Below are 25,561 nucleotides of genomic sequence, written 5' to 3'. Positions count from 1 at the left end.
TTATTCATAAATAAATACTTTCTGTATCGTTAAATAATACAATTGAAATATTTTGCATTTATTTTGATATGCAAAAGCCACCGTTGATTAACGGTGGCTTTCATGTCTTGTGTCGGGGAATCGCCGGTCTTATTGTGTGCCGCCGCCAAGGGCGCGATAGAGCCGGGTTATAGCCTGCATCTTTTCGCGTTTAATGGCTATCGCGTCGAGATCGTTCTGCAAGGCATTGTTTTGTGCCGTAATTACTTCGAGATAACTGGCCATGGCGCTTTTGTATAATGCCGTAGCATCGCGGGTGGCCTGGCTCAGCGAGCGGCCTTTCTCTCCGGTCAGCAGCAGGCGTTCGTCGCTATGCGCCAGGGTAGCCAGGGCATCGGATACCTCGCTCACCGCAACCAATACCGTTTGCCGGAACTGTTGCGCCGACTTCTGCTGTTCCAGCAGGGCGATATCGTAAGCGGTTTTTAGCGCGCGCTTACGGAAGATGGGCTGGGTAAGGCCCACACCCAGGTTTTTAGCTATCGACCCGGGCAGGTCCAACCAGTTGCTGAACTTGAAAGAGTTGGCGCCGGCCGAGGCCGTAAGGGTAAAGGCCGGGTACATATTGGCCTTGGCCAGGCCGCTGCGTGCATTGGCTGCCATTACCGCATATTCTGCCGCCTTTACATCGGGCCGCCTGCTCAGTAATACTGCCGGTACGCCGGCAGCAAGCCTGCTTTCGGGTATAACTTCGTCGAGGCTGGCAGCCCTGCGGATACTGTCGGGATATACCCCACATAAAATGCTCAGGGCATTCTCCTGGATGGCTATATTCTGTTTGGCCAGGGGGATCAGCAATTCTGCTGTCTTCTTCTGGGCCTCGGCCTGTCCTACGGCAAGCGAACTGGTTTGGGCCGAGCGGTATTGCAGGCGGATCATCTGCAGCGTGTTTTCGCTCAGGGCAATGTTTTGTTCCGCCACCTTCATCTGTTCGTCCAGCGCTACCAGGTTGTAATAAGCCTGTGCTACTTCGGCTATAATGCGGGTACGCAGGGCATCCAGGTTTTCCTTTTGCATAAAGTAATTGGCGCGGGCCTCTTCTTTCTGCATTTTTACCTTGCCCCAGATGTCGGCTTCCCAGGACAGGTTGATGGCCGCATTAAAGTCGTCCATATAATTGGTGCCGGCAAACTGCTGGCCCAGCGAGCCGTTCAGCGAGTTTTGCGATAACCAGTTGCGGTTACTGCCCGCTGTAAGGTCTACGGAGGGCAGCAACTGCAGCTTTGCTTGTTTATAGCTTAGCTCGGTTTGTTGCAGGCTCAGCATGGCTACTGCAATATCGCTGTTCTTTTCCAATGCCTTTTGTACCAGGTCTGCCAGCAAGGGGTCTTTAAAAAAGCTATGCCAGGGCAGGATTACGGTATCGGCGGTCAGGGGTACTTGCTGCCGGTATTGTGCCGGCATGGCCAGGTCGCCACGGCTGTATTTGCGGCCTACGCTGCAGGCCTGCAGCAGCAGGACCGGCAGGGCCAGGGTAAGTATATTCAGGTGTCTTTTGTTCATGATACTGTTGTTTGGTCGTTTCCTGTTTTTTTACCGGATACCTTATCCTGCAGGTACTGGAATAGCATGTAGAGCAGGGGAATGGCGAACACGCCCAGCAATACCCCGCTCAGCATACCGAATGCGGCGCCGGTACTGATCGATTTGTTGCCTGCAGCCGAACCGCCGGTTGCCATCATCAGCGGCGCCATGCCCACGATAAAGGCCAGCGAGGTCATGATAATGGGCCGCAGCCTCGCTTTGGAGCCTTCCAGCGCGGCTTCCGTTATGCTCATGCCCGCTTTGCGGCGTTGTATGGCAAACTCTACGATCAATATCGCGTTCTTGGCCAGCAGGCCGATCAGCATGATCAAACCTACCTGCACATAAATATTATTATCGAGACCGATGGCTTTGATACCCAGGAAGGCGCCGATAACGCCGGTAGGAATGGATAGCAGTACGGCAAGCGGTATCAGGTAGCTCTCGTATTGCGCCGCCAGCAGGAAGTATACAAACAGCAGGCTCAGCAGCAGGATAAAGGCGGCCTGGCTGCCCGATGCTTTTTCTTCGAGGCTCAGCCCGGTCCATTCGTAGCTGTAATCGCCGGGCAATTTGTTCAATACTTGCTTTTCGAGTATCTCCATGATCGCGCCGTTACTGTAGCCGGGTTTCGCCTCTACGTTAATGGTAAGGGCGTTGTAGAGGTTGTACCTGTTGATCGTTTCCGGGCCGTAAACTTTATGCAGTTTTACGATGGCCTTGGCAGGCACCATACCGCCGCTGCTGTTGCGGACAAAGATTTCGTCGAAAGCTGCTTCGTCGGTACGGAAGATGCCGTCGGCTTTAATGCTTACCCGGTAAAACTTGCCGAAGCGGTTGAAGTTAAGCGACTGGTCGCCGGCAAAGTAAGTCTGGATGGTGCTGAGCAAACTGCTTACATCTACACCCAACTGGCTGGCCCGTTCTTCGTCCACTTCCAGCTCCAGCTGCGGGTAGTCGGCCCTGAAGGTGGTATAGGCAGATTGTACGCCTTCTTGCTGCATGATCTGCCCGATCACTTTATCGGCCATGGCTTTGAGCGATGCCGGGTCCTTGCCGGTCCGGTCCTGCAGTACGATCTCCGCGCCATTGATCACGCCATAACCCTCCACCGGTGGGAAACGGAACGCGATTACCGACCCTTCTTTGATCGTGGCCAGCTTTTCGGCGATCATGCCATGGATCACATTGATATCTTTAATAGCGCCGCGTTGCTTGGGTTCCTTAAGTTTAATAAAGCCCATCGCATAAGAGGGACCGGCCGCATTGCTCAGCAGGCTGAAGCCGGTAATGCTCGAGTTGCGGTCTACGGCTTCGGTGCCCATGATCAGGCTGTCCATCTTTTTAGCGACTTCGGTGGTTTTGGTCAAACCCGTACCCGGCGGCATGGTCAGGCTGTAGGCGATAAAGTTATCGTCCTCCATGGGTACAAAACTTTTGGGCGTGCTGTTCATCAACCAGGCGGCCAGTACAAAGGTGGTCACAATGAAACCCGCTGCCAGCCACTTTTTCCGGCCGAGGAACCTTACGCTGGTAACATACTTGCCGGTCATATTACTGAAGCCGGCATTAAAGGCCGTAAAGAACCGTTGTTTAAACCCGGGTTGCTTTGTGCCGGGATGAGCATGCGTATTTTTCAGCAACAGGGCGCAGAGGGCCGGCGTCAGCGTCAGTGCATTGATGGCCGAAATCACGATAGCCGTAGCCAGGGTGTAGGCAAACTGTTTGTAGAACAGGCCGGAGGACCCCGTCATAAAACCGATCGGGATAAACACGGCCGACATTACCAGCGTAATGGAGATAACGGCGCCTGTTATTTCGCCCATAGCACTATGCGTGGCTTCGCGCGCCGAGAGGTTACTGCCCTCCATCTTACTGTGCACGGCCTCTACAACCACGATGGCATCATCGACCACGATGCCGATGGCAAGTACCAGGGCAAACAGGGTCAGGATATTGATTGTAAACCCGAGTGCCAGCAGCACGAAGAAAGTACCCACAATGGCGACCGGTACCGCAATTGCGGGAATGAGGGTCGAGCGGAAATCCTGCAGGAACAGGAACACTACGACGAATACCAGCAGGAAGGCCTCGATCAGTGTCGATTTTACCTGTCCCGTGGCTTCATCCAGCCGGTCCTTGGTACTCATCAGGCTCTGGTAGCGTATGCCGGGCGGGAAGGACTTGGCTGCACGCGCCAGTTCATTCTTAACGCCTACTTCGATGTCATTGGCATTGGAGCCCGTGGTTTGCAGGATAGCTATGGTTACGGCATTCTTACCGTTGGACGTGGTGTTGCCGCTATAGCTGATGGAACCGAATTCTATACGGGCTACATCTTTCAGGCGCACCAGGTCGTTGCCGCTTTGCCGGATAATGATGTTCTCATATTCTTCGGGTTTGCTTTTTTTGCCACGATAGCGGATCACGTATTCCAGCGCTGCACTTGACTCTTCACCTAGTTTACCGGGCGCCGATTCCAGGCTCTGGCGTGCTATGGCGCCGGTTACATCTTCGGGTATCAGGCTGTAACTGGCCATCTTTTGCGGGTTCAGCCAGATACGCATCGAATAGTCCTTGGTGCCGAACATCTGTGCCTGGCCCACGCCCGGCACGCGTTTGATCTGCGGGATCAGGTTAATGTTCACATAGTTCTGCAGGAACAGCTCATCGTATTTCGCATTGTCTTCGGTAAATATGTCGAAGATCATGATCATACTGTTCTGCTGCTTGGAGGTGGTCAATCCCATCCGTACTACTTCCTGGGGCAGGATAGGCGTAGCCTGTTGCACGCGGTTCTGTACGTTTACTGCAGCCTGGTCGGCATTAACGCCCTGTTTGAAGATGATGGAAATAGAGAAGGAACCGTCATTGCTGGCAGAGGATTTAATGTATTGCATGTTCTCCACGCCGTTGATCTGCTCTTCGAGCGGGGTTACTACCGAGCGCAAAACGGCCTCGCTGTTACCGCCGGGGTAGCTGCCGCTTACCATTACCGTGGGCGGCGAGATGTCGGGGAAACGGGTAATAGGCAGCCGCAGCAGGCCTATAATACCGAGTATGACGAGCACGACAGAAATTACGGTGGCGAGCACCGGTCTGTCTATTATTTTTTTAAGCATAGGTTATGTTGTTGGGTTGGCAGACGCTGCCTGTTTTTATTTACGTTCGGTAACCTGGCGTACGGCGGGCACTACGGGCGTACCGTCGTTAAGGGCGTCGATACGGTTAAGGGCCACCTTATCGCCGGCCTGTAAGCCCGACTTGATGACATAGTACTGGTTGCCCGATTTGCCCGATACCTCGACCGGCCTCATAGCCACCTTATTGCCGGCGCTCAGCACGAATACGAAATAGCGGTCCTGTATATCTTTTACACTGCCCATGGGTACGGCAAGCGCATTGCTCATTTGCCGGGTCAGTACGATCTTGCCGGAACCGCCCGAGCGCAATATTTTATCGGGATTAGGGAAGATGGCTTTAAGCGCCATACTGCCGGTACCCCGGTCTATATTGCCGCTGGCCAGCTCTATCGTGCCGGGACGGTCATATACGCTGCCGTCTGCCATTACGAGCGATACGGTATTCATGCCTTCATCGGCTTTACGGTCTTTCAGGAACGCGATAAAGTCGGCTTCGCTGAGCGAAAAGTAGACATAGACCTTCTCGATATCGGAAAGCGTGGTTAACGGCGTGGCATCGGCAGGTGTTACCAGGTTGCCCGTTCGGTTGGGTATCCGGCCTATATAACCGTTTACCGGCGCGGTAATCAGGGTAAAGGCCGCATTTACCTGCGAGGAGCCCAATGCAGCGCGGGCCTGCGCCACTTGTGCTTTGGCGGCCGCCAGGCTGGCCTCTGCGGTCTGCAGCTGCAACTCGCTGTACACCTTACCTTCTACCAGCGGCCGTATCTTTTCTACTTCGATACGGGCATTCTGCTGGGCGGCAAGGGCCGCATCGTAGGCTGCTTTCGAATTGCTTACCTGTTCGTTGTAGACGTCGCCTTTTAGCCGGAACAGCGACTGGCCTTTTTTTACATAGTCGCCCTCCTTTACATAGATCTGGTCGAGATAGCCGGTAACCTGTGCTTTGATATCGACGTTGACACTGCCTTCGATAGCGCCGGGATACCGCTTTTCGATAGGCGTTTCAGCGGGGGCGATCTCAATAAAATCTACTTTATCGGCTGTAGCAGGCGCCTGTTCGCCGGCAGATCCGCTGCAGGATGCGCCCAATACAGATAGAAAAATAGCGGTGGTAGCGAGTATTGGTCTTGTGGCAAAGATGCTTGTCGTCATGACTGGAAATTATTTTCGCCAGCAAAGCACCGAAACAAAAACGGGGTGACTCTGTATTATGTTACCGAAGCGTACTTTTTCCTGCCTGAAGCGCTAATGCGGTATCCCGAAGGACTACCGGTCATTTAAGCGCCCCGATGCCGTGTTTTGCCATCCTGGGTGTCATGGTTTCATTTCGGTAAGGCAATTTGTAGGTTCGGGTATTAAAAATGCCGCTTAAGTGATAAAAAGAAGGAATTCAATTTTTTTAATACCAATTTTGCCCGACAATGAATATATTGTACTTACTTTTTAATGCGGGTTCAGGTTATGGGGGATCATTAAGGCCTATGGAGAAGACGAAGAAAGACCTTTTTCTGAACAATACCGGGAAGCGGGTACTCTTTATCCTGTTTGCCTTTATCCTCACGTATATCGTATCGTATATCATCGATCCTTATGCGCCGTACTGGGGAACATTTTTTACACGGCCGGCCTGGGAGATCCTGGAGGATGTTGCATTCTCCGTATTTACCAGCGCGGTGATCTCCGAGACCAGTATACTGACCAGCCGGAAGCTGAATAAATGCATCATATGGACCGAAAAGCCATTGAAAAGGCTTATCGTGGAGACCACCCTGAATATGCTGATGGTATTGCTCATCAACCTGCTGCTTACATTTGTATACGTGCATTGCGCCGACAGCGACCGCGCCGCTTCGGTAAACTCCATACTTTCTATCGAAGAAACCAAAGGCATGATCCACTGGATCGTAGTAAGCGCCGCTATCGCCTTTATGATCATGGGCATTAATACCGGCGACTACCTGATCCTGAACTGGAAGAATGCCGCGATCAAGGCTGCAGAATACAACCAGGCCGCTATGGAAGCGGAACTGCAATCGCTCAAACTGCAGATCGATCCCCACTTTGTTTTCAATAACCTGAGCGTGCTTTCCGAACTGATCCTCGAAGACCAGCAACTGGGGTATGATTATGCGGAGAACTTTACCAAAATATACCGTTATATGCTGGTCAACTCCAGGAAGGACGTGATTCCCCTGGAAGATGAGCTGAAGTTTCTCGATGCCTATATGTTCCTCATAAAGCACCGGATCGGGGATGGGGTGGAGTTTAATATCAGTGTCAGTAAAGACGCTAAATTCCTGCTGCTGCCGCCCATGACCCTGCAACTGCTGGTCGAGAATGCCCTGAAGCATAACCGAACCACTAAAAAGGATCCGCTGGTGATCTGGATATTCAATACCGATCAACATGAACTGGTGGTGAAGAATACCCTGATGCGGATCGGCAAAAACATCGACTCTTCGGGGATCGGGCTCAAAAATATCGACCGGCGCTACAGGCTGCTTTCCGAAAGACAACTGAAGATCAATGACGATGGCCATTGTTTTACCGTAACCTTACCCCTGTTAAAAGTATGATCCGGAATATCGTAGTTATCGAAGATGAAAAACCCAATGCCGACCGCCTGATCCGGTTAATACACGCCACCAGGCCCCAGGTGGTGATCGTGGCTGTGATCGACAGTATTGCCGACGCGGTAACGTGGTTTGCTACCCATGCGCAACCCGATGTGGTGATGATGGACATCCGCCTGTCGGATGGCTTAAGCTTCGAGATCTTCGACCGTACGCCCATCACTTGCCCGGTGATCTTTACCACAGCTTACGATGAGTATGCGGTACGGGCATTTAAGGTAAACAGCGTCGATTACCTGCTTAAGCCGGTAGAGCAGGAGGAACTTAAGGCTGCGCTGGATAAACTCGAATCGGCTATGCAACCGTTGGGTGGCGCTTCGCTCGAGGAACTCCGGCAATTGCTGCAACCCAAAGAATACCGGAGCCGCTTCCTGCTGCCTTTCCGCGATAGTTACAAATCTTTATTGGTTAATGATATTCTCTGTATCTATACCGAGCACAAGACTACGAAAGTGAAGCTGGACAACGGTCTTGAGGAATGTGTACCACAAACCATGGAAGAGTTGGAGCAACAACTGAATCCCAAGCATTTTTTCAGGGCCAACCGCCAGTTTATTATTCATATCGATGCCATAGAGCAGGTGCACAATTATTTTAATGGCAAGCTTAAAGTGGATATCCGCAAAAATCCGGGCCTGGAAGTATTGGTGAGCCGCGAGCGGGCGGCCCTGTTCAAGAGCTGGCTTAATTTTTAGACCGCGGTATCAACAGGGTATTCCGTATCTTGATGCCCAAAAAATAGAGCTATGCAACCATTTACTGTCCTGCTGGTCCTGCTTGGCCTGGCGCTCAGGGCTACTGCGCAGGAGATCGCTACCGTTCCCTGCGATGCGGTTTATCCCGGTAAAGGGTACCTGGTCAGGCTGCAGGTGTTTAATAACCAGGAAACCGATGAAACACGGGCCAATATGGTCTTTTCGTTCTGTCAACAGGAAAAAGGACAGGAACGGGCACTCTTTCGCGATTCGGTATTCAGCAGTAATCCCTCCGTAGACTTCGAAGACTTTAATAACGATGGTATTAAAGATATACTGCTGCAGCATTACTCCGATGTAAGAAGCAACCAGGGCAGTTACCTATACCTGGTAGATACCGTAACGGGGCGCTTAAAAAAGATAAAAGGTTTCGAGCAGATCAAGAACCCGCTTTACATAGCGGCAGATAATCTCGTGAGTAATACCGTTATGTCCGGTACCAACTGGAGCGGCTTTTACCAGGTACAGGGCGACCATGTCCGCGACTTTGGCATTACCATCGATGGCGACGACGATAAAGCCCGCGAACAAGCCCTGCGTAAGATCCGGAAACGTAAGGATTGGGTTGCACCGGCGGCAGGACAGCGGCAGCGCTAAAAACGCTGTCCGTTTGCTTTACAAAATGGATACTTTCGGTCTATAATAAATCGTGGATCCTATTTTTGTACCTGTTACATTATTTTAGCCTATGGCAGCGAAGCGAAAAAACAAGAACTTTAACCCCTACAATTGCGGGGTTACGCATTTTCTCAACAAGATCGGCGGGAAATGGAAGGTTTTAGTGGTATATGCTATTCATACCGGTTGTAACCGTTTCAGTAAGCTGCAGAAAGCGATACCTCATATCAGCAAGCAGATGCTGATCAACCAGCTTAAGGAACTCGAAGAAGATAAGATTATCGGGCGGACTGTTTTTGCCGAGGTGCCACCAAGAGTGGAGTACGCGCTTACTGAGTATGGCAGGGGCCTGTTGCCGGTTATTAAAACGATCCAGGAATGGGGGGTGAAAGATATGGAGCTCATGGCAGATGCGGGTCATATACCTGGTGCAACTACCGTTTAAACCGGAACACAGGCCTTAAAAATGGGATCAATAAACCAATCCGTTGAAAAATGCTGAGTTCGCGAACCTTCGTAGCTTTTCTCCTAAACATATATCCGGTCTGTGTTACGAATACCGCAACACAGACCGGCTAAACATATCATCACACAAAGAAGATGGGCAAAGTGCACAGCTATCGGATCATGATTTTTTTGCTGGTGCTATGATAACCATCAGTCACTTTAAGCAGGTACATGCCGTCGGGATAACCGCTTAAATCCAGGCTGAAGTTAGCTTTCCGCACAGCACCCATGTTATAATCCCGTAGCTTCCTTCCGCTGATGTCGTATAACTCCAGGTTAAGGTTGGCCGCTTCTTTGAGATTGACCTGGACATGCGTCAGGCCCTGGCTGGGGTTAGGGTATACGTCAACTGACTGATCGAGGTTGCCTTTGTCTATGGTAATACCGGTACCACCACCCAGTGGGCTGCAATTGGATTTTACGGCATCTACGGTTACGGCATTGCTGTTTGCCGGATCCAGCCAGGGTTTCAGTTTACGGATCGCTGCTGGCCCATCCACGCTATAATCCCAGATGTAGGACATTTTACTATAGTATAGAGTTGCGCTCGTTCTATCGGCCACACTTGCTCCTTTACTGTTTACGGCGCAGGCACCCGAAATGCCTATGGGCGCAAAGCTGGCAATACCGATCTGCCGGCCATCTGCATCAAAAAGCGCACTACCGGAACTGCCCTGTGCGATAAGTCCCGAATCCATCGTGGTGCCCCAGTGCGAAGGCGGGTCTGCTATGCCGCTGCTGCTTTGCAGGTTATGGGAGAATGAAACCTTTTTGACATCGCCGCCGGGGTGATGGAATTCGATGAATTTTTTATTGCCGCTGTTGGTCAAGGGTATATTGGCTGCATTGTTCCAGCCTGCAAGATTAATATTCCAGGCCGCGGGGATTGCAGAGCGGAGTTCCAACAGTAAAAAGTCGCCTTTCAGTTTGCCTACGTCTGCGGTGCTGTCGTTGGGACTATTGCTGTCGTATTTAAGTGGCAGTATGGAGCGTGCTACGAATTTGGCGCCAACCATACTGGTTTGATCCGTATTGGGAATTACGTTAGCTGCAGGCGTACAACCAGTATGCTGGTAATTAAACCTGAGGATGACCTGGCTGAACGAGGAATCGGCTATCGTATTGGTGCCATCCATACAGTGCGATGCAAGCAGGGTGTATTGTTTACAGTTGGCGGGTGTATTGGCAGCGGTATTTACCATGGTGGCGCTACAGGTGCCTACAAATTCATCATTGCCAACTTTAATGGGAAATAAAATGTTTAATGCTGCATTACGTTGTGCTTCGTAACCGTTGCCCGCCGGGCAAACCGCATTGATCATGCACACCGAAGACTCACCGGTAAACATATCGTCATAAGCGCTCAGGGTCTGGTAATCCGAGAATTTGCGCAGCTGTTCGATGCCGGCAAAATAGGCGGCTGCTTTATCTATATCCAGGTCGATATTAGCGAGGTTTACTTTGGGTGCTATATTCAGCTCCAGGTAAACGGTGGCGCCCGCTACCGGCTCGGTAGCGAATTTATAGGAACCGGGATCGTTATTGGCAGCCGTAAACGCGCCCATTACCTGTGTGCCGCTGGCATTGCTCAGGTACAGCTTTACACCTTCGGGTAAACGAAACCTCGAAAAGTAAAGCCCGATGGCCTTAGCGCCGGCCATGTCGAGCTGCGCCCGCCATATGCGTGTACCATCGCCGGTCGTATACAAAGCGCCCGCATCGGGAAACTTCAGATCTACGGGCGTCATGACCGCTACAGGAGCAGGTTTTGGCCCCTTGTCTGTATTCCATTTCTTAAGACTGCTTTCGATATCCGGGAGCCTGGCCTGGGTAGCCGGTACATAATTAAGGGGCATGTCGGATTGCCTGCTTAGCGGGAAGCCGCCACTGCTGATCTGTCCCCATGTGGAGGAAAAAGATGTCGCGATCATAGTCAGCGCCAACATCCATTTTTTTGTCTCATTACCTTTTCGTTTAAACCAAATAACAGCCATGCAATTAAAATTAATCAGTGAATAAAATAGATAAAGGGTATGAACCCGCTGGTATCAGGCAGGCGGTTTAAATAGGTATCGTGTTGCTTATACTGGTGTGTGTCCTGTTCAAAAAAAATGCTAAAGCCGCTTACCGTCTGCCGCGTTGTCATTACCATAGGCACCTTATAGGCTTGCATATACTATGTGGTATTGTTAATTACTGTAAAGCGGAAAAGCCCTGCAGGTAAGGTCTACGGGCATTGTGTGCTGGTATTGTAAAATGTGTAAGATGTAAGTGTTGCTTAGGCTTTGCTATCGGGACTGCTACAAATAACTGATGGTAAAGGAGTAGCCAGGGCATAAGCCAGCGGTCGCCGGATGGCATTACCTTATTTTCTGATCGCTGTTTGCCGGTTTGCTAAAATAAAATTAAAGGCCGGTGTGCCGGTTGTGGTATCAACGCACCAGGATAGCTGACCGGAAACGAATAAAGCCATCCCGGAGGATGGCTTTATTGTCTTCTGCTGCAAAATCCCAAACCTTCAACAGGCTTATACGACTGCTTGCCGGGATACTGAATTATGGTGTTTCTTTTTTCAAGAATGCGACATTCGTCACTTTATAGTTCAGTGCGCTTGTCGTACCGGCGGTAACATCGATGGTAACGCCGGTTATTTTACCGGCCATAGCTGATGCAAGAAATACCGCTGTGTTGGCGATATCTTCCATAAGCGGTAAGGCTTTAAGCATGGTATCGTTTTTCATTTTCTGGATAAACTGCTCTACCGCCTCGCCACCTGCGGCTATGGCTTCTTTGAAGATCCTTGAATCCGGCGAACCTGCCGAACGGATATTAACGATGCGGATGCCGTAGGGACCTGACTCCGCGGCCAGGTTGCGGGAAAACCCTTCTACGGCGTTGCAGGCCGGGCCAAACCCGCCTACATTGGCATAACCTATACCGCCCGGTGTTGCGGTCAACGTAAGGATGACACCGGATTGCTGTGTTTTCATTACCCGCGCAGCAGCGGTCGCGGTCAGGAACTGTGTTTCCAGGGCAATGCTTACCGGGCGCAGGAAGTCTTCGAGGCTCATTTCTGTTAAGGGAATATCCTGTGTGTCCTGCCAGCCTATGGCATTGAACGAGATATCGACCGAGCCCGCAGTGTCCAGTACAGATTGAATATGATCGTTTACCGACCGTGCGTTCCGGGCATCGACCTGGTGGACGGAAACCTTTCCTCCGGCAGATTCGATGCCAGCGGCTGTCTTTTGTACACTGGTAAGATGATGACCGGTAAGGAATACATGGGCGCCGGCAGCGGCAAGCGCGCTCGCCACAGCGCCGCCAAGCGATCCGCCAGCCCCGTACACAATCGCGTTTTTACCTTGTAGTAACATAGTATAGTTATTAGTTACTCAAATGTACTGCGGAACAACGCTTCCGATATTGTATGATCCGGACAAATAAAGGGGCATTCGGGACAGTAAAGGGCAGACCGCGACCGACGCGCGGGTATGCCGTTTCTATCATGCACCGGGTTTAAGGCTTAGCTGCTGCTATACACGGCAATAAGACCGTTCCCTACCTGGGCATAAATGAAAATTGCACCTTGGTCTGATTCTTTTCCAGGATCAGGTACTTGCCATCCTTTTCTTGTGCAAGCCCGGCTTTTACGAAATTTTCGATAGTGTCAAAAAAATCAAACTCGCTGATCTTTTTTCTCGTTGCTTTTGGAAGGCTTTTATACAGCTGCTCTGCCGACTTGTAAACATTGTCGTCCATCAGAGGAAGGCTGAGAAAAATTTTTTCGTCCTTGAGTGAGATCTTGAAATTCTGAACCTTGAATAATCCCTGGAACACGATAGGGATCACCGTTGCCGCCAATTGTGTGCACCCGATATAGTCCAGGATGCCGACTATGGTTGGAATCGTAACAAAATTCTGCAGTGCATCGGGGTTCAGGGATACATTCCAAATATCTTTCTTGAGGTACAATCCATCTGCGCCCGTAATGGAAAGCTCATTTTTAAAAGCATCTATAAACCTCAGCTGAGCGCGGTAGAAGTCTACCGTTTCGTCTCCTTTGATCATTGTGCGCCAATAGTCTTCCAGGTATTTTTCATTTACTTGAATGTGGTCCGGTTGCTCCATGTTTTAGATTTATTTAAAGATGTCTGAAATGTAAAATGACCTGAAATACCAACTCTTTTCCTCCATGTAAATCGAACGCATTACAGATTGAACACTAATATAAATATCCAGGTCGAAAAAAACCGAATCATATGCATAACCCGGGTAGTACAGGGGAATATAACCCAGGATAAAATCCGCATAACCGGGAGAACAGGGTACGACATGAATTTCCTTAACCCCTGTTGCTTTATTATCGTAACAAAACACCAGGGCAACGGCTTTGACATCGTTATATTCAATAAGAACATCGGTAAACATCGCTGTTTCTCCCTCTTTTAATGCATCGCTATCCAGTACTTCTACAAGCGACCTGTCATTCAGATAATAAACGTAGTCTATGCCTGTGCTCAAAAATGCGCGCCACTGATCATCAAGCATGGGGACAATGCTATGCGAAACACAGGCAAGGGTTTGGATATCGTCCGGCACTTCCTTCAGAAATGAAGTGAGGTCGTTGGGGTCTTCAAATGGAACCAGGATGATAACGGTGCTATCCTGGTAGGTATATAATTTCCGGATAAATATCCTTTGTTGATTTGCTTCCTCGAACCATTCCCTGTGCCGCGCTTCCAGGAAGTGGTATTGTCTTTTCATGGAATCTGCGCTACGAAACATAATATTGAGCCTTTTGAAATCGTCTCCCTCATATATTTGCGAAGCGAGTACACCCAATTCAGATGGCTGGATAATCGTGCAAAAGTGGGGTTCCGGACTAAGCTGGATCGATTCGGATTCGTAGGTATGTCCTATGCTGCGATGGACCTTTAAAGGATCGGAAAGATAGCTGCTCATTTCATTGAACTGGCCGATATCGTCTGTGGAAATATTTTCGGTTAGTGCAACATAGCCGATCAATTGCTGGCTGATGGCCTTCTGAAATGTTGGGCCATAATCCAGCGCATAACTCCTGGATCTGCGTTGTTCGAAATGACGGGCAAAGAGGTCGAACATAAAGTACATCAACGCTTCCTGGGTTTTCATAACCATTGCGCTATCGGCCTCAGCCGGAAGCCCGTTCGCTTCGTCGCAAAGGAACTGGTAACACGGGTCACCGGTTTTCGACGTTATAAATGTTGCTACACTTTCCCTGATGGTGTCTGGAGAAAACACGCTGGCAATATGTAAAAACCGGTCGTTGGGGAATTCCAGGTTGTCTCCGAATTCAAAATCCGGGTTACTGAAATTTTCCATAACCAGGTCGCAGGGTTTGCAGGCATGGAAGGAAACATACATGGCCGAAGCCATGACTGCTCTCCGGAAAAAAGAACCCGTCAAACCGGATACCAGTTGCTCTGCTATCCTGTAATACTTTTCATACTCCGGGTACTCCGCTATTATTTGAGGCAGCGTAAGCTGTTCATTATTGTTTAGCGATCTTTCGATAGAAACCCAGGTGGCATAACATTCATGGGCTAACTGGCTTTGGGATAATAGAAACGAATGGATTTTGCCAAAGTGATCCTGTGCCGCCGACATCATGGCCAGGCCCTCATAACAATTGAGCATGATGCCATAAAGCGTGCCTGAATTGACAACCAGGTGTTCGTGTTCATGATAACTGGCCAGTTGATCATAACCCGATGTCTGATCCGTTCCGGGAAATATTTTGCTGCCAAGTCTTTGACTATGGCCTGAAGGTTGTTGTTTGTCTTTCATAGATGCTGCTTGTGCAAAGGATGAATAACACGGGTTGAGCAATCAGGAATAGATTTTTACCGGGTAAATTATAATCTTGCCTGCTTTGCATAAAAAAATTATGGCGCTGGCCGGGTTGAGCAAGCAGTATCTTCTTACAGTAACAGTCTTTCGTTTTTGAAATCGAGGGATGATTTTAACGGGCTGTTTTTGGATACGAAATCGATCAGCCTGTTCATTAAAACGGTCCCTGCGTCTATATTCCCGGATTCGATGAGCGTTTTGGAAATGCTGGAAATCTCGGCGATCATTTGCGATCGTTCCGTATATGTTCTTTCTATATGATACATCACTTCTTCGTGCAGATTCCGGAGGTAAATATTTCTTTCCTCATGGTGGTTTCTGATCGCCTCGAGATCACGTTTTTCTGTACTTAAGAGCTTCATGAGCTGGAGCGATTCGCTCAATAAACCATATATCTCTGTAGAGGAGAGCGTAAATGTTGTCGTTTTGGCCCTGTCCATGGCGTGGACGAGGTGTACCTGGGTACCGGATGTTTTCATGGTTTTGCTTGTTGAACATTAGACTATATGTGTGTTTTCCCGTATTGTTCTGCCTGCAGCATCAGGAAATAAAGAGTTCGGAGCTTGCCGGCTTCATCGGGAGATAAGGAGCTTAAGCTTTTTTTATTCGGGGGAATGGCGGCGGCTTGCTTAACCAGTTGGATAAGTTCCGCTTCCGTTGTTTTAAGCTGGCCGGATAATGCTACGATTTCCATATGGGATTTGCCCAATTGCATAATGGTGGTTTTCATAGATATGGCGTAGCTGGAAACCTGGCCCCGTACGGACTCCAACTCTCTTTTCAGCTTCGAGATATTTGATTTGGATTTTACGGCAACGGCAACCATGGCGATGGCAACCCCTATGATTTTTTGGTTATTGTTGAGGCCATGATGTGTAGTCAATATTTTACCGACTGCCTGACCGGCCTTTACCGGGGTATGATCATAACTCTTGTTGAGCTGTTTTATGTTCAGAAACGAAGGGTTTGACGGCAGCATGATTCTTAGTGTTACCGGGAGGTCGCCGGCGGTGATCCGTTGCCGTTTTAATTCCGGGAATCTTTTTAATAATCTTTTCGACTGGTAAATCCTCCGGAATAACTGGAGCTGCTGACTGTTTAATTGTTCATTGTCGTTTCTGAACCTGACGATGGCCCTTGATGCTCTATCCCGGATGGTTGAACCATGTTGATCCAATCGTTCGGCATATTCATTGAGCAGCCGCTTGTCCTTGCCCATAGAAAGCCACCCGCCGCCTATTTCCGGTATGGGCTCTGGGAATTCTTTAAACTCGTCGTGATGAAAAGTCTCCTCCGAAGACGCAATCGGATGAAACGTTTCTGGCGCAGCGCTAATGCGGGGCCTCTTTTTTATCGTTCCTTTTAAAGACTTATAAATCTTGTAAAAAAGATACACAAATATCGAAATGCTGATCAGTTTTAACATGCCAGATTTTCAGAATTATTTACTTTAAAGATAGGGTGTAATTAAAGGGTGATGGAGGGGCCCGGACACAATGGAGATTAAATTATCGTAAACTTAGTTGCGTCACAGTAGGGGAGACAAGGGTGGTCGTGGTAATCTGGTCCGGACAGGTTCTGTATCTTACCTGATAAGAGCAGGCTAGTCCGGATGCCGGTTGCATAAAGCCTGTTCTCCGCTTACAGCAAAGCCTGTCTTACCTGTCGCAATTTCGTACTATTTTTTTCTTTCTCAAGCACACGGACTGTAAAATACCTAATACTAGGTAGGCCGGCACGTCAGTGCTGAGGATAAAGGGATGGTCTGCTGGAATACTTACCCGGTAAGGGTTATAGCGTATTGTTTTCATAGGTTATGTCGGCGAGGGAAGGCGGGCCCTGCGGGGCCAAAAGATAAAAAGTGCCGGCAGTTTAATTGCCGGCACTTTTTAATATTGCGTGTGGTAAGTTAACAATGAGATGAGCATACCTTAAAACCTAAAGTATGGTAACTACCGCGTCCGTCGGGGTTGGTTGAGACCATGTGATCAGAAATGCGGGTAAATTATTTCTAAACAGGGGATATCCCAGGTAAGTACCCGCCACACCTACAGTTCCGTCCAGGGGAATTCCCGTAAGGCCGCCTTTAAGGCCAATAAAAACACCGGTTGCCGATGGCGGTGCACCGGGGCCATAAGGACTTACCATATTCGTCGGGTCCGGATAGAAGACCGTGGTATTTGCCGGCACAGTAACCTGGGCATATATGGCAGTTGCAATAGACGGAGCCGAGGGGTTATTCGTAGCGACGATCTCGCCAACATAGGGAACCGGACGCTGGTTTACAATTCTGAGAGAACCTGCGTGCACTACCGGTAATGCTGCGCCGGCAAGTATTGCGAAAGTGATCAGTGCTTTTTTCATTTTTAAATTAAAAGTAACAGGGGTTAATAAATATTAATTAATGCATCATCGCCTATCTGGGTCCAGGTTACAATATATCCGTTGACTACGTAGGGTGGATAACCCAGATAAACGCCGGCTTTTCCTACGTTGAACGGGTTGGGATTGATCGAGGCTTTGATGCCGATAAAAGCGCCTGTAGGTAATGCGGGCAGCCCCATACCGACAGGACTGGGCAGAGCGGCAGGGCTCGCAAAACTGAGGTTTGTGGACGGCGGAACCGTGATATACTTTCCGTAGGTTGTGGATATAGAAGGGTTGGCTACATTATTGTCGGCCATAAGATATCCCTCGAAGACGGCAGTTAATGAGTTATTTACAATGGTTATGCTGCCGGCATGAAGTTGGTTGAACTTAAACAAGGAGCTGAGCAGTAAAAGGAACAGGATCTTTTTCATCTTTAGTTAGATTTTTTTGAGGTTAGCAATGTCTGTGAATTCACGGGCAAAAAATGATATCAATGATGAAGTTATGTTGTTATCTGGCTCCGGAAACTGCCAGTTCGCTGCCGTTGCGGCCCGGTTCATCAGAGATTAATTTGAAGGCATAAGTGTGCGAAGTCTACATAGGTTTAATAGGTAAAAAGACCAGCTTACGCGAACGCTCATGTCAATAGCCTGGTAAAAAAAGCTTGAATGTTCAAACAATGCGACCGTTCAAGCATTGGCATTTGTACGTTATCTTTATTGTCCATTATAAACAAACGCTTAATGATAGCAGTAGCGCTATTCATTAAGCGTTTGTTTTTAGTTAACCTGGATTGTTGGAAGTTAATAGACCTAGCATCCAAGTTTAGATGTACACAACCTCGATTCACAAAGGCAAACAGTGCCGACATTCGTAACACAAGTTCCACATGCGGTAATTTCCATTGTTCCTCCGCCTTTTGCCCTACTTGCCTGGTTCATGTTCAGCTCCGTGATGGTTACTTTTGCCAGGCTCAGTTTTTTTAGGTTTAATGTTTTCTTTTTCATTGATTTTGGTTTTAATTAATAAACGATAATGTTGTTCATAATGAAGTTAAGCTGTTGCCTGGTTCAGTGAAACCTATAGTTCACAGGTGCTGGGCACCGGTTCATAAGAGGTTGATGGGAACACATAAGTGTGCGAAGTCCGTATAGGTTTAATAGTTACAACACCGGGTACAGCCCGGCGCGCTTCCACTTACAGACTATACGCCTGTTTACTATCGGAAATAAAATCCCCTCGCTGCACAGGAAGCGGGCCCTGCACGGCTTAGACTTATGATTAACCGGTGTTGTTTGCTGTGCAGAGGACAAGGGGAGGTGTTTCGCATAGGAATAACAAGACACTGAAAAGAAAGATGTAGCACAGGATTACAGGTATATACCGGCAGTGGGCACATCCATTTCAAACAGGCAGCAATTCCGTTCGTTTTGATAATGAGCCGGCAAATTCCCTGTATCGGTCAGTTGTACCATGCCCTTAAAATCGAACCCTGCCGATGTGTAATGTTCAATCAGCCTGGTGTTGTTCCCTAAGGTGTCAAGACGAACGAATCGTTTGCCCATTTTCAGGGCGTATTGTTTGGCCCAGTTGACAATGGCATCGATATACCTGTTTCCTCTTAATTCGGGCTTCGTACATATGCGATGAATATAGATGGCATCGTTAATATCTTTTTCACCCCATATTTCCCGGTCTTCGAAAGTAACAGCCCAGTTACAGGCAATCGCACGATCAACGATGATCTTCCACTGCCGTTTTTCCGCTATTTCTTTTTGGATGAAGGTGTCTTCAAAAAAGGGCCAGACTACCATTTTTCGCTGAATTTGTAAGTTTCTCGCTGCTTCGTAAAGCGACATGATTTCGTTTGTATCCTGCAGGACACAATGTTTAATTTCCATGTTGTCTTCTATTTTAAACTGCAAGTTCAGTTTAAAATAAAAGCCGGGAAACCCGGATCTTGCTCAGCCTGGCGCTTCCTTGCCGAATGCAATTCTTTAGTATAGTCAGCCTGATGTGCTGTTCAAAACAAACGCAGGCAGTAGATATACTGCCTGCGTTCATCCCGTTTTGTAATATGCTTAGCGGTTAGCTGTTCATCTCTTTTAAAATTACGTCGTGTGCGCCGCCTTCTATGATACTCGTGGAAGATACCATCGTTATTTTTACATTGCTTTGCATCTCTTCCAGCGATAATACGCCACAACTGCACATCGTCGATTTAATCTTACCCAGGGTTATATCCAGGTTTTCCTTCAGCGAACCGGCATAGGGTACATAACTGTCTACGCCCTCTTCAAATTTCAGATTGCCACTGCCCCCCATATCATATCTTTCCCAGTTTCTCGCCCTGTTGGAACCTTCGCCCCAATATTCTTTTACATAATTTCCGCCTACCAGTAATTTTCGTGTGGGACTTTCGTCGAACCGGGCAAAGTACCTGCCCATCATTAAAAAGTTGGCGCCCATGGCCAACGCCAGTGTCATATGGTAATCCTGTACAATGCCTCCGTCCGAACAAATGGGGATATAATTGCCGGTTTCTTCGAAGTATTTGTCCCTGGCAGCAGCAACTTCTATTAAGGCGGTGGCCTGTCCGCGGCCTATGCCTTTCTGTTCTCTTGTAATGCAAATGGAACCGCCGCCTATACCTACTTTAATGAAATCGGCGCCTGCTTCGGCCAGGTAAAGAAAGCCCTCTTTGTCGACAACATTGCCGGCGCCGATCAGGACCTCGTTGCCATAATTTTCCCTTACAAACCGGATCGTTTCCTTTTGCCATTCCGAGAAGCCGTCGGAGGAGTCGATACAAAGCACATCTGCGCCTGCGTTAACGAGAGCGGGTATGCGTTCTTTATAATCCCTGGTATTTACGCCTGCACCAACCAGGAGCTGTTTTTCCGCATCGGTGATTTCATGCGGGTTCTGGATGCTGTTCTCGTAATCCTTACGAAATACAAAATATTTTAAATGCTGATCGGGGTCGATTACCGGAAGCGCGTTAAGTTTGTTTTCCCAGATGATGTCGTTTGCCGCACTTAAGGAAATGCCGTCCTGCGCTACAATCAGGCTTTCGAAAGCGGTCATAAAATCTTTAACCTTTTTATGCTCGTTGTCTTTGCCGACACGGTAATCCCTGCTGGTTACCATGCCCAGCAGCCTTCCGGAGGCTGTACCATCGTCTGTTACCCCTACCGTAGAAAAGCCGGTTTTTTCCTTCAGCGCCAGGATGTCCTTCAGCGTATGTTCGGGCGTGATATTGGCCCTGCTTTCTACGAAGCCTGCTTTATACCCTTTTACGATTTCAACCATATTGACCTGGCTCTCTATGGATTGAGAACTGAAGATAAAGGATAAGCCTCCCTGTTTGGCCAAGGCTATGGCCAGTCCGCTGTCGGAAACGGATTGCATAATAGCCGAAACGAGGGGGATGTTTAACGAGATCCTGGCCCGTTCTCCTTTTTTGAACTTTACCAAGGGAGTCTCGAGGTTGATATTGTCTGGGGTATGAGCCTTTGTCGTTAACCCTGGTATGAGCAGGTACTCATTGAAAGTCCTGGAGACTTCATTGATAATCTGTGCCATATATGCCGAAATTGAATTATGTAAATTGGTAGTCAGGAGCGCTGGATTGCCCGTTCCGGTAGCCCTGTTTCGTGGTGCAAATGTATAAAAAATATCAACCGCTAGGGGGCTGTTATCATGGTTTTGCATCCGCAAACCGGCGTCAGGCTATAGGCAGGCCTATCTCCCGGGTATACAGGGTGTCCGTGTGTGTTAGAATGAATATGCCCCCTGCAGTAGTTACTGCAGGGGGCATCGGGAAAAAGCTGTTGATCAATATCGATGGGGCCTTATGGCCGGGCAACTGTTTTTTTGGGAGCCGTTCTTTTCTTTTTTACCGGTTGCTGGGTTTCGTATATCATCGTGACCAGCGATTCGAGGGCCTTCTTGATCTCGGTCCTGCCGGCGGCCTGCGTAAGGTCGATGCCGCAAAAGGTCTTCCCGTTTACGGCCGTAAACATATCGAGGTAATAAATGCCGGAAACAATGATTGCCATTAAGGCGCGGAAATGCAGGGCTTTTTCGCCGAAAAAAGGATCGGAGATATGCTTAAGCAATACTTCTCCCGCTATTTCCCGGTCGTCGGCTACCCGTTTCAGCGACTTACGGCTTTCGTAAAGTCCCCACAATAATATTTTCTGTAATTCCTTGTTTTTCGCTACATAATCAAACTGGCTTAATAACATAAGCCTCATAAATTCCCTGCCCCCGTCGTCGGGCATGTCAGCGGCATTTTCCAGGGTAATATTACTCCAGAAATCCTGGCTGCGGATATATTCGTCGATCAGCTGATCGACACCGCCAAAATAATTATATATCAATTTTTTATCAAGACCTGCAGTGGTAGCAATATCGTTGACTTTCAGTGCTGTAAATCCTTTTGTTTTAAGTATTTTTCCTACTGCGTTCAATAGCTTTTGCTTGCTTTTCTCCCTGCTTCGCACCGGGCCTTCTACTACTTTTCTTTCCATAAAAAATGATAAAGAGTGAACCTATTATTCAAAGTTAAATAATTTTATAGTCACCATTTGGTGAGTTATTTTATTTTTGCATCAAGATTTTTTTAATTCAGTCGCGCCGGCAGGAAGGCTAAATCCGGCGGAATGCAGGGTGGGCGGGTTTTTGAGGATATTTTGAGCTAAATCCGGCTGCCCCTAAATACAGGGAATACCCTGTAGTGGCCAGAGGAAAAAAACGGTATAAGATAATCATTTTTTTTAACAAGTGGGTTTTTATGAAAAAATACGGACTGTTACTGCTTGCGATAATGATTGCGCTGGTGTCCTGCAGCGGCAGGCTGGATTACGGGTATAACGAAAAAGTGACCAGCCTGTTTTACAGCTGTAAGGAAAAGCTGGATGATGAGCACGGGAAATTGATGGACGGTGGGTTCGACAAGGATACGAGCGATCACCAATCTTTCGAAATGGCCCTGAAGGAAGCCAAACGCCTGGGCGCCTATTGTAAAGAGATCCGGGAAGAGGCTGAAACGGTGACGCATAGCGAGGCCGCCAATGCTTTTCATGCAGCGGTGATCAATTATATGTCGCAGATCGAGACGGCCTATACGCCCCTCCTGGTTCAATATGTAACGCAGCAGGATAGCAGCGACAGGAAAGCTACCCGGCTCCAACTGGCGACCCGGAAAGCAGAACTGGGTGCGCTGGAGGATAAATGCCTGGAAGTGCAGCTCCAGTTTCTCGATAAAGCCGGCATAAAAATAAACGAGGCAAGTAGTAAGCAGTAACGGAAGGGGGATATGATGAAGCGATTTTTTATGTTGATCTGGGTTTTTACGGCCCTGGCGGCCCGGGCGCAGCAGCCTGCGGCCCGGGATGTGGAGACTGCCGACAAGCTGTATTATTACGATAAACAATACGGACCGGCGCTTAAAATATACGAGGCCTTGCTGGAATCCAGCAGCAAAGATACCTATCTGCTGGGGCAAGCAGGTTTATGCCTGTACCACCTGCAGCAATACCGGAAAGCGAAAGAGCAATTTCGCCTGGCAGCATTGTATTGTCCTGTTGACGATAAGGAGAAAATGGCTTTGTACTATACCAATTTATCGGCCTGTTATGCCCATCTCGAAGACTATAGCAGGGCCTACGAGTACGCAGTGAAGGCTTATAACATGGATAAGAAGTCGGATATCAAGTTGTGGAATGCCGCCTCACACGCACAAAACCTGGGCCGCTACGAGGATGCGATCCGGATCATGGACCAGGCGACGATAGCGAAAGACATTGCATTCTTCACCTTATACGGTCGTTGTTACCTGGGCACGGGCAGGTATAAGGAGAGTGTGGATAATTATGAACAGTTCTTTAAAGAGGATCAGGGTAAGGATGATCTGGCCGTGATCGACAGGCGCATGGAGCAGCGTAACCTGGTCTGTGCCTATGTTTACCTGTTGGACGACGAGCAAATGGGTACGGAAGCCTTGCAGGCCGCGATTACACGTATACAGGCATTGATGGCGGTATGCGGAACCGATTCGCTGAAAGAAAAACTGCTCCGCCTTTTCCTGGTCAATAATAACCTCTGCCACAGGTACGCTTACCCGCAGGCATTGTGTGAACAGCTGTTTGCAGCGATAACAGGGAAAAGCACGGCGGCAGAAAGACTCTGGTATACTTATTATATCAGCAGGGACTACGAACAGGTTTTTGACGATGCGACGACACTGCTGCGATCCGGGACAGAACCGGGAAATAAGGTGCTGCTGAAGCGCCTGCAATACCTGTCCTGGCTGCAACGGCTGGTCAGGGATTACCAGGCGCATAATGGTAAAATAAGCCAACCCTTGATGGATACAGCGATCAGCCTGTTTGAAGGGCTTTTTGAAAAAGGAAAAAAATACAGCGAAGCAGAATTGATGGCGGATAAAGAGTTATACCTGGGCGTGTCTGAAACCTTTGTCCTGTTCCGGCAGCACTTCAAAACACCGGAAGAGCAGCAAGCAGTAGCGCCGGTACTCTTAAGGATTATGGAACATCTGCCAAGCGAAAAAATAAGACAGGGAATGACCGCTATACTGCGTAAAGGTTATATCAACAACTAAGAAGGTATTATGGAAAACAGCGGAAAGGCAAAAGGCAGCAGTACCTCAATCGTGGTTATTACGGTGCTTGCCCTGGTGTTGGCAGCAGGTGCCTTGTTCCTGTGGCAATACCGGAACACAACGCCCGAGCCGGTTGTAGCGCCGGTTGCGGCTGCTATACCCGTTCCCGAAAAAACAACAAGTGCCCCGGCGCCCCCTGTTGAACCGCAAGAGCCGGAAGGTGAGGAAGAAGAGTCGCCGTACAGCGAATACCGGGTTGTCGCAAACAGCATCGTATTACCCGGCGCGAAATTATTATTCGGCGACAAGGTATTTGCAGATGAAAGGAAGTCAGGTAGTACACGCAAAATAATCCTGCTGAAGAATCCATACCGGTATCCCGGCGGTACTGCTTACCAGGTCAACCCGGGATCGCTGATCGAGGAATACCGTTTTGAAGAATACAAAAACAATTTTTCGCTGGCGCCATTCTCCGAATTGAGCCCGGCTGTGAAAAGTGTATTGCTGGCGGAAAACTACAGCGATGGCAATAAGTACAGCATTACGCAAAATGCAGAAAGGGCCGGCGTTTGCCTGGCTACAGGCGATTTCGACGGCGATGGGATGAAGGATATCGCCGTGCTGATGGATAACAACGAGAAGCAGGTATGCCGCTTGCTTATTCTCTGTACTAATAAGGCCACACGGCAACCCTATGTGGCCTTTGCCGAAAATTATGCCGACAGGATGAAGGTACACGGGTTCAGGAAACGCGCTTCGGTTTTTATGAATACCCAGCATTTTGTACCCGCGCCGCAGGACGGTATAATTGTTCGCGGAGAGGATGTAGTGCTCGCCGTGATCTACGACAGCAGCCTGCAGAAGTTTAAAACGTATTACCAGGAGTAGGGTACAGCAAAGAATTACAGGTACGGAAAAACAGAAACCATGAAAACATTGCAGGTGAAACAACACAGTAAAATGGCATTGCCAATCGGTATCGCTTACCTGGCGGCCGTTTTCCTTATCTGCTATTTCGCGTTTGGCGGTATAGACGGCATGGCCGACCGGGTTAACGGTATGGGTAGCCCGAAGGCGGCAGGCTTTATCGTGGCCCTGGTTGTTATAGCGCCCCTGCTGGTATTGCTCCGCTTCGTACATCCCGTTTTGAGCATTACCATCGATGCCGGGAAGATGATGATCCGGCAAAAAGGAAAGAAAGAAAAAGTAGTGCCATTGCAGGTCATCGACCGGGTGGAGTGGAATATAACCGCATGGAACCGTGCCGATTTTTATGACAGGCAAAACAGGCTGGTAGCCAGTTTTCGCGATACCAGCGACCCGGCTGCGCTGCTGTCGCTCCTGGATGAAATAAGCCGGCATATACCTTTTGAGCGTATAACCGGCAGCAGGAAATTTGTGAATAAGGTAATCGAAACAGCAGTCTTCAGGCGGAAATAATAAACGACT

23 protein-coding genes are annotated in these 25,561 nt (G+C 48.8%); 8 read left to right on the top strand and 15 right to left on the bottom strand.

Features of this window, described 5'->3' with window-relative positions:
* Window positions 1-129: 129 nt before the first annotated feature.
* Genes B0I18_RS14985 through B0I18_RS14975 form a run of 3 tightly spaced genes read right to left on the bottom strand, consistent with a single transcriptional unit; the run spans window position 130 to window position 5,861 of the window.
* Window positions 130-1,542 carry an efflux transporter outer membrane subunit gene (locus B0I18_RS14985; protein ID WP_106523537.1) on the bottom strand — a complete coding sequence of 471 codons (1,413 nt, stop codon included), beginning with the start codon at window positions 1,540-1,542 and terminating at the stop codon, window positions 130-132.
* A complete protein-coding gene (locus B0I18_RS14980; protein ID WP_106523536.1) occupies window positions 1,539-4,685 on the bottom strand; it encodes an efflux RND transporter permease subunit in 3,147 nt (1,048 codons plus the stop codon). The genes B0I18_RS14985 and B0I18_RS14980 overlap by 4 nt, the downstream gene beginning before the upstream one ends.
* 36 nt (window positions 4,686-4,721) lie before the next feature.
* Entirely contained in the window at window positions 4,722-5,861 is a 1,140-nt protein-coding gene (locus tag B0I18_RS14975; RefSeq protein ID WP_106523535.1) for an efflux RND transporter periplasmic adaptor subunit, read from the bottom strand.
* A gap of 329 nt (window positions 5,862-6,190) precedes the next feature.
* On the opposite strand from B0I18_RS14975, the gene B0I18_RS14970 reads away from it, so the two are divergent.
* The 4 genes from B0I18_RS14970 to B0I18_RS14955 all read left to right on the top strand — a co-directional run bounded on the left by B0I18_RS14970 (window position 6,191) and on the right by B0I18_RS14955 (window position 9,160).
* Entirely contained in the window at window positions 6,191-7,285 is a 1,095-nt protein-coding gene (locus B0I18_RS14970; protein WP_106523534.1) for a sensor histidine kinase, read from the top strand.
* The gene (locus B0I18_RS14965; protein ID WP_106523533.1) at window positions 7,282-8,037 is read left to right on the top strand and encodes a LytR/AlgR family response regulator transcription factor; all 756 of its coding nucleotides are present in this window, start codon (window positions 7,282-7,284) and stop codon (window positions 8,035-8,037) included. Before B0I18_RS14970 ends, B0I18_RS14965 begins: the two co-directional genes overlap by 4 nt.
* 51 nt (window positions 8,038-8,088) lie before the next feature.
* Window positions 8,089-8,694, top strand: coding sequence for an XAC2610-related protein (locus B0I18_RS14960; protein WP_106523532.1), 606 nt, complete (start codon window positions 8,089-8,091; stop codon window positions 8,692-8,694).
* Between the two features lie 91 nt (window positions 8,695-8,785).
* Window positions 8,786-9,160, top strand: a complete 375-nt coding sequence (locus B0I18_RS14955; protein ID WP_106523531.1) for a winged helix-turn-helix transcriptional regulator — start codon at window positions 8,786-8,788, stop codon at window positions 9,158-9,160.
* Between the two features lie 172 nt (window positions 9,161-9,332).
* Here the strand turns inward: B0I18_RS14955 and B0I18_RS14950 are convergent, their stop codons facing one another.
* From B0I18_RS14950 to B0I18_RS14900, 12 genes are all read right to left on the bottom strand, one after another.
* Entirely contained in the window at window positions 9,333-11,216 is a 1,884-nt protein-coding gene (locus B0I18_RS14950; RefSeq protein ID WP_106523530.1) for a T9SS type A sorting domain-containing protein, read from the bottom strand.
* 561 nt (window positions 11,217-11,777) lie between these two features.
* A complete protein-coding gene (locus B0I18_RS14945) occupies window positions 11,778-12,599 on the bottom strand; it encodes an SDR family NAD(P)-dependent oxidoreductase (protein ID WP_106523529.1) in 822 nt (273 codons plus the stop codon).
* A gap of 184 nt (window positions 12,600-12,783) precedes the next feature.
* A complete protein-coding gene (locus B0I18_RS14940) occupies window positions 12,784-13,353 on the bottom strand; it encodes a hypothetical protein (protein ID WP_106523528.1) in 570 nt (189 codons plus the stop codon).
* Between the two features lie 9 nt (window positions 13,354-13,362).
* Window positions 13,363-15,051, bottom strand: coding sequence for a hypothetical protein (locus tag B0I18_RS14935; protein ID WP_106523527.1), 1,689 nt, complete (start codon window positions 15,049-15,051; stop codon window positions 13,363-13,365).
* 134 nt (window positions 15,052-15,185) lie between these two features.
* The gene (locus B0I18_RS14930) at window positions 15,186-15,593 is read right to left on the bottom strand and encodes a hypothetical protein (RefSeq protein ID WP_106523526.1); all 408 of its coding nucleotides are present in this window, start codon (window positions 15,591-15,593) and stop codon (window positions 15,186-15,188) included.
* 23 nt (window positions 15,594-15,616) lie between these two features.
* Window positions 15,617-16,540, bottom strand: coding sequence for a hypothetical protein (locus B0I18_RS14925; protein WP_106523525.1), 924 nt, complete (start codon window positions 16,538-16,540; stop codon window positions 15,617-15,619).
* 512 nt (window positions 16,541-17,052) lie between these two features.
* Window positions 17,053-17,478: a hypothetical protein gene (locus B0I18_RS14920; protein WP_106523524.1), complete on the bottom strand. Its 426-nt coding sequence runs from the start codon at window positions 17,476-17,478 to the stop codon at window positions 17,053-17,055.
* Window positions 17,479-17,501: 23 nt separating this feature from the next.
* Window positions 17,502-17,915: a hypothetical protein gene (locus B0I18_RS14915; protein WP_106523523.1), complete on the bottom strand. Its 414-nt coding sequence runs from the start codon at window positions 17,913-17,915 to the stop codon at window positions 17,502-17,504.
* Between the two features lie 381 nt (window positions 17,916-18,296).
* On the bottom strand, window positions 18,297-18,491 hold the full coding sequence (locus B0I18_RS24955) for a class I lanthipeptide (RefSeq protein ID WP_146146757.1): 195 nt from the start codon (window positions 18,489-18,491) through the stop codon (window positions 18,297-18,299).
* A gap of 363 nt (window positions 18,492-18,854) precedes the next feature.
* Complete coding sequence (locus B0I18_RS14910; RefSeq protein WP_106523522.1) at window positions 18,855-19,385, bottom strand: GNAT family N-acetyltransferase; 531 nt, start codon at window positions 19,383-19,385, stop codon at window positions 18,855-18,857.
* Between the two features lie 187 nt (window positions 19,386-19,572).
* Complete coding sequence (locus tag B0I18_RS14905; protein WP_106523521.1) at window positions 19,573-21,069, bottom strand: IMP dehydrogenase; 1,497 nt, start codon at window positions 21,067-21,069, stop codon at window positions 19,573-19,575.
* A 269-nt stretch (window positions 21,070-21,338) separates the two neighbouring features.
* Window positions 21,339-22,019 (bottom strand): TetR/AcrR family transcriptional regulator, encoded by a 681-nt coding sequence (locus B0I18_RS14900; protein WP_106523520.1) that lies wholly within the window; start codon window positions 22,017-22,019, stop codon window positions 21,339-21,341.
* Window positions 22,020-22,282: 263 nt separating this feature from the next.
* Here B0I18_RS14900 and B0I18_RS14895 point away from each other — a divergent pair, with 263 nt between their 5' ends.
* Genes B0I18_RS14895 through B0I18_RS14880 form a run of 4 tightly spaced genes read left to right on the top strand, consistent with a single transcriptional unit; the run spans window position 22,283 to window position 25,552 of the window.
* The gene (locus B0I18_RS14895; RefSeq protein ID WP_106523519.1) at window positions 22,283-22,795 is read left to right on the top strand and encodes a hypothetical protein; all 513 of its coding nucleotides are present in this window, start codon (window positions 22,283-22,285) and stop codon (window positions 22,793-22,795) included.
* Between the two features lie 30 nt (window positions 22,796-22,825).
* Window positions 22,826-24,112 (top strand): tetratricopeptide repeat protein, encoded by a 1,287-nt coding sequence (locus B0I18_RS14890; RefSeq protein WP_181358484.1) that lies wholly within the window; start codon window positions 22,826-22,828, stop codon window positions 24,110-24,112.
* Window positions 24,113-24,121: 9 nt separating this feature from the next.
* The gene (locus B0I18_RS14885; protein ID WP_106523517.1) at window positions 24,122-25,000 is read left to right on the top strand and encodes a hypothetical protein; all 879 of its coding nucleotides are present in this window, start codon (window positions 24,122-24,124) and stop codon (window positions 24,998-25,000) included.
* A 39-nt stretch (window positions 25,001-25,039) separates the two neighbouring features.
* Complete coding sequence (locus B0I18_RS14880; protein WP_106523516.1) at window positions 25,040-25,552, top strand: hypothetical protein; 513 nt, start codon at window positions 25,040-25,042, stop codon at window positions 25,550-25,552.
* Window positions 25,553-25,561: the final 9 nt, after the last annotated feature.

Source organism: Taibaiella chishuiensis, from assembly GCF_003014535.1.
In the GTDB taxonomy this organism is placed as follows: domain Bacteria; phylum Bacteroidota; class Bacteroidia; order Chitinophagales; family Chitinophagaceae; genus Taibaiella; species Taibaiella chishuiensis.
Note: the sequence above shows the minus strand (reverse complement) of the source record. Positions and strands in the feature narration are given on the sequence as shown.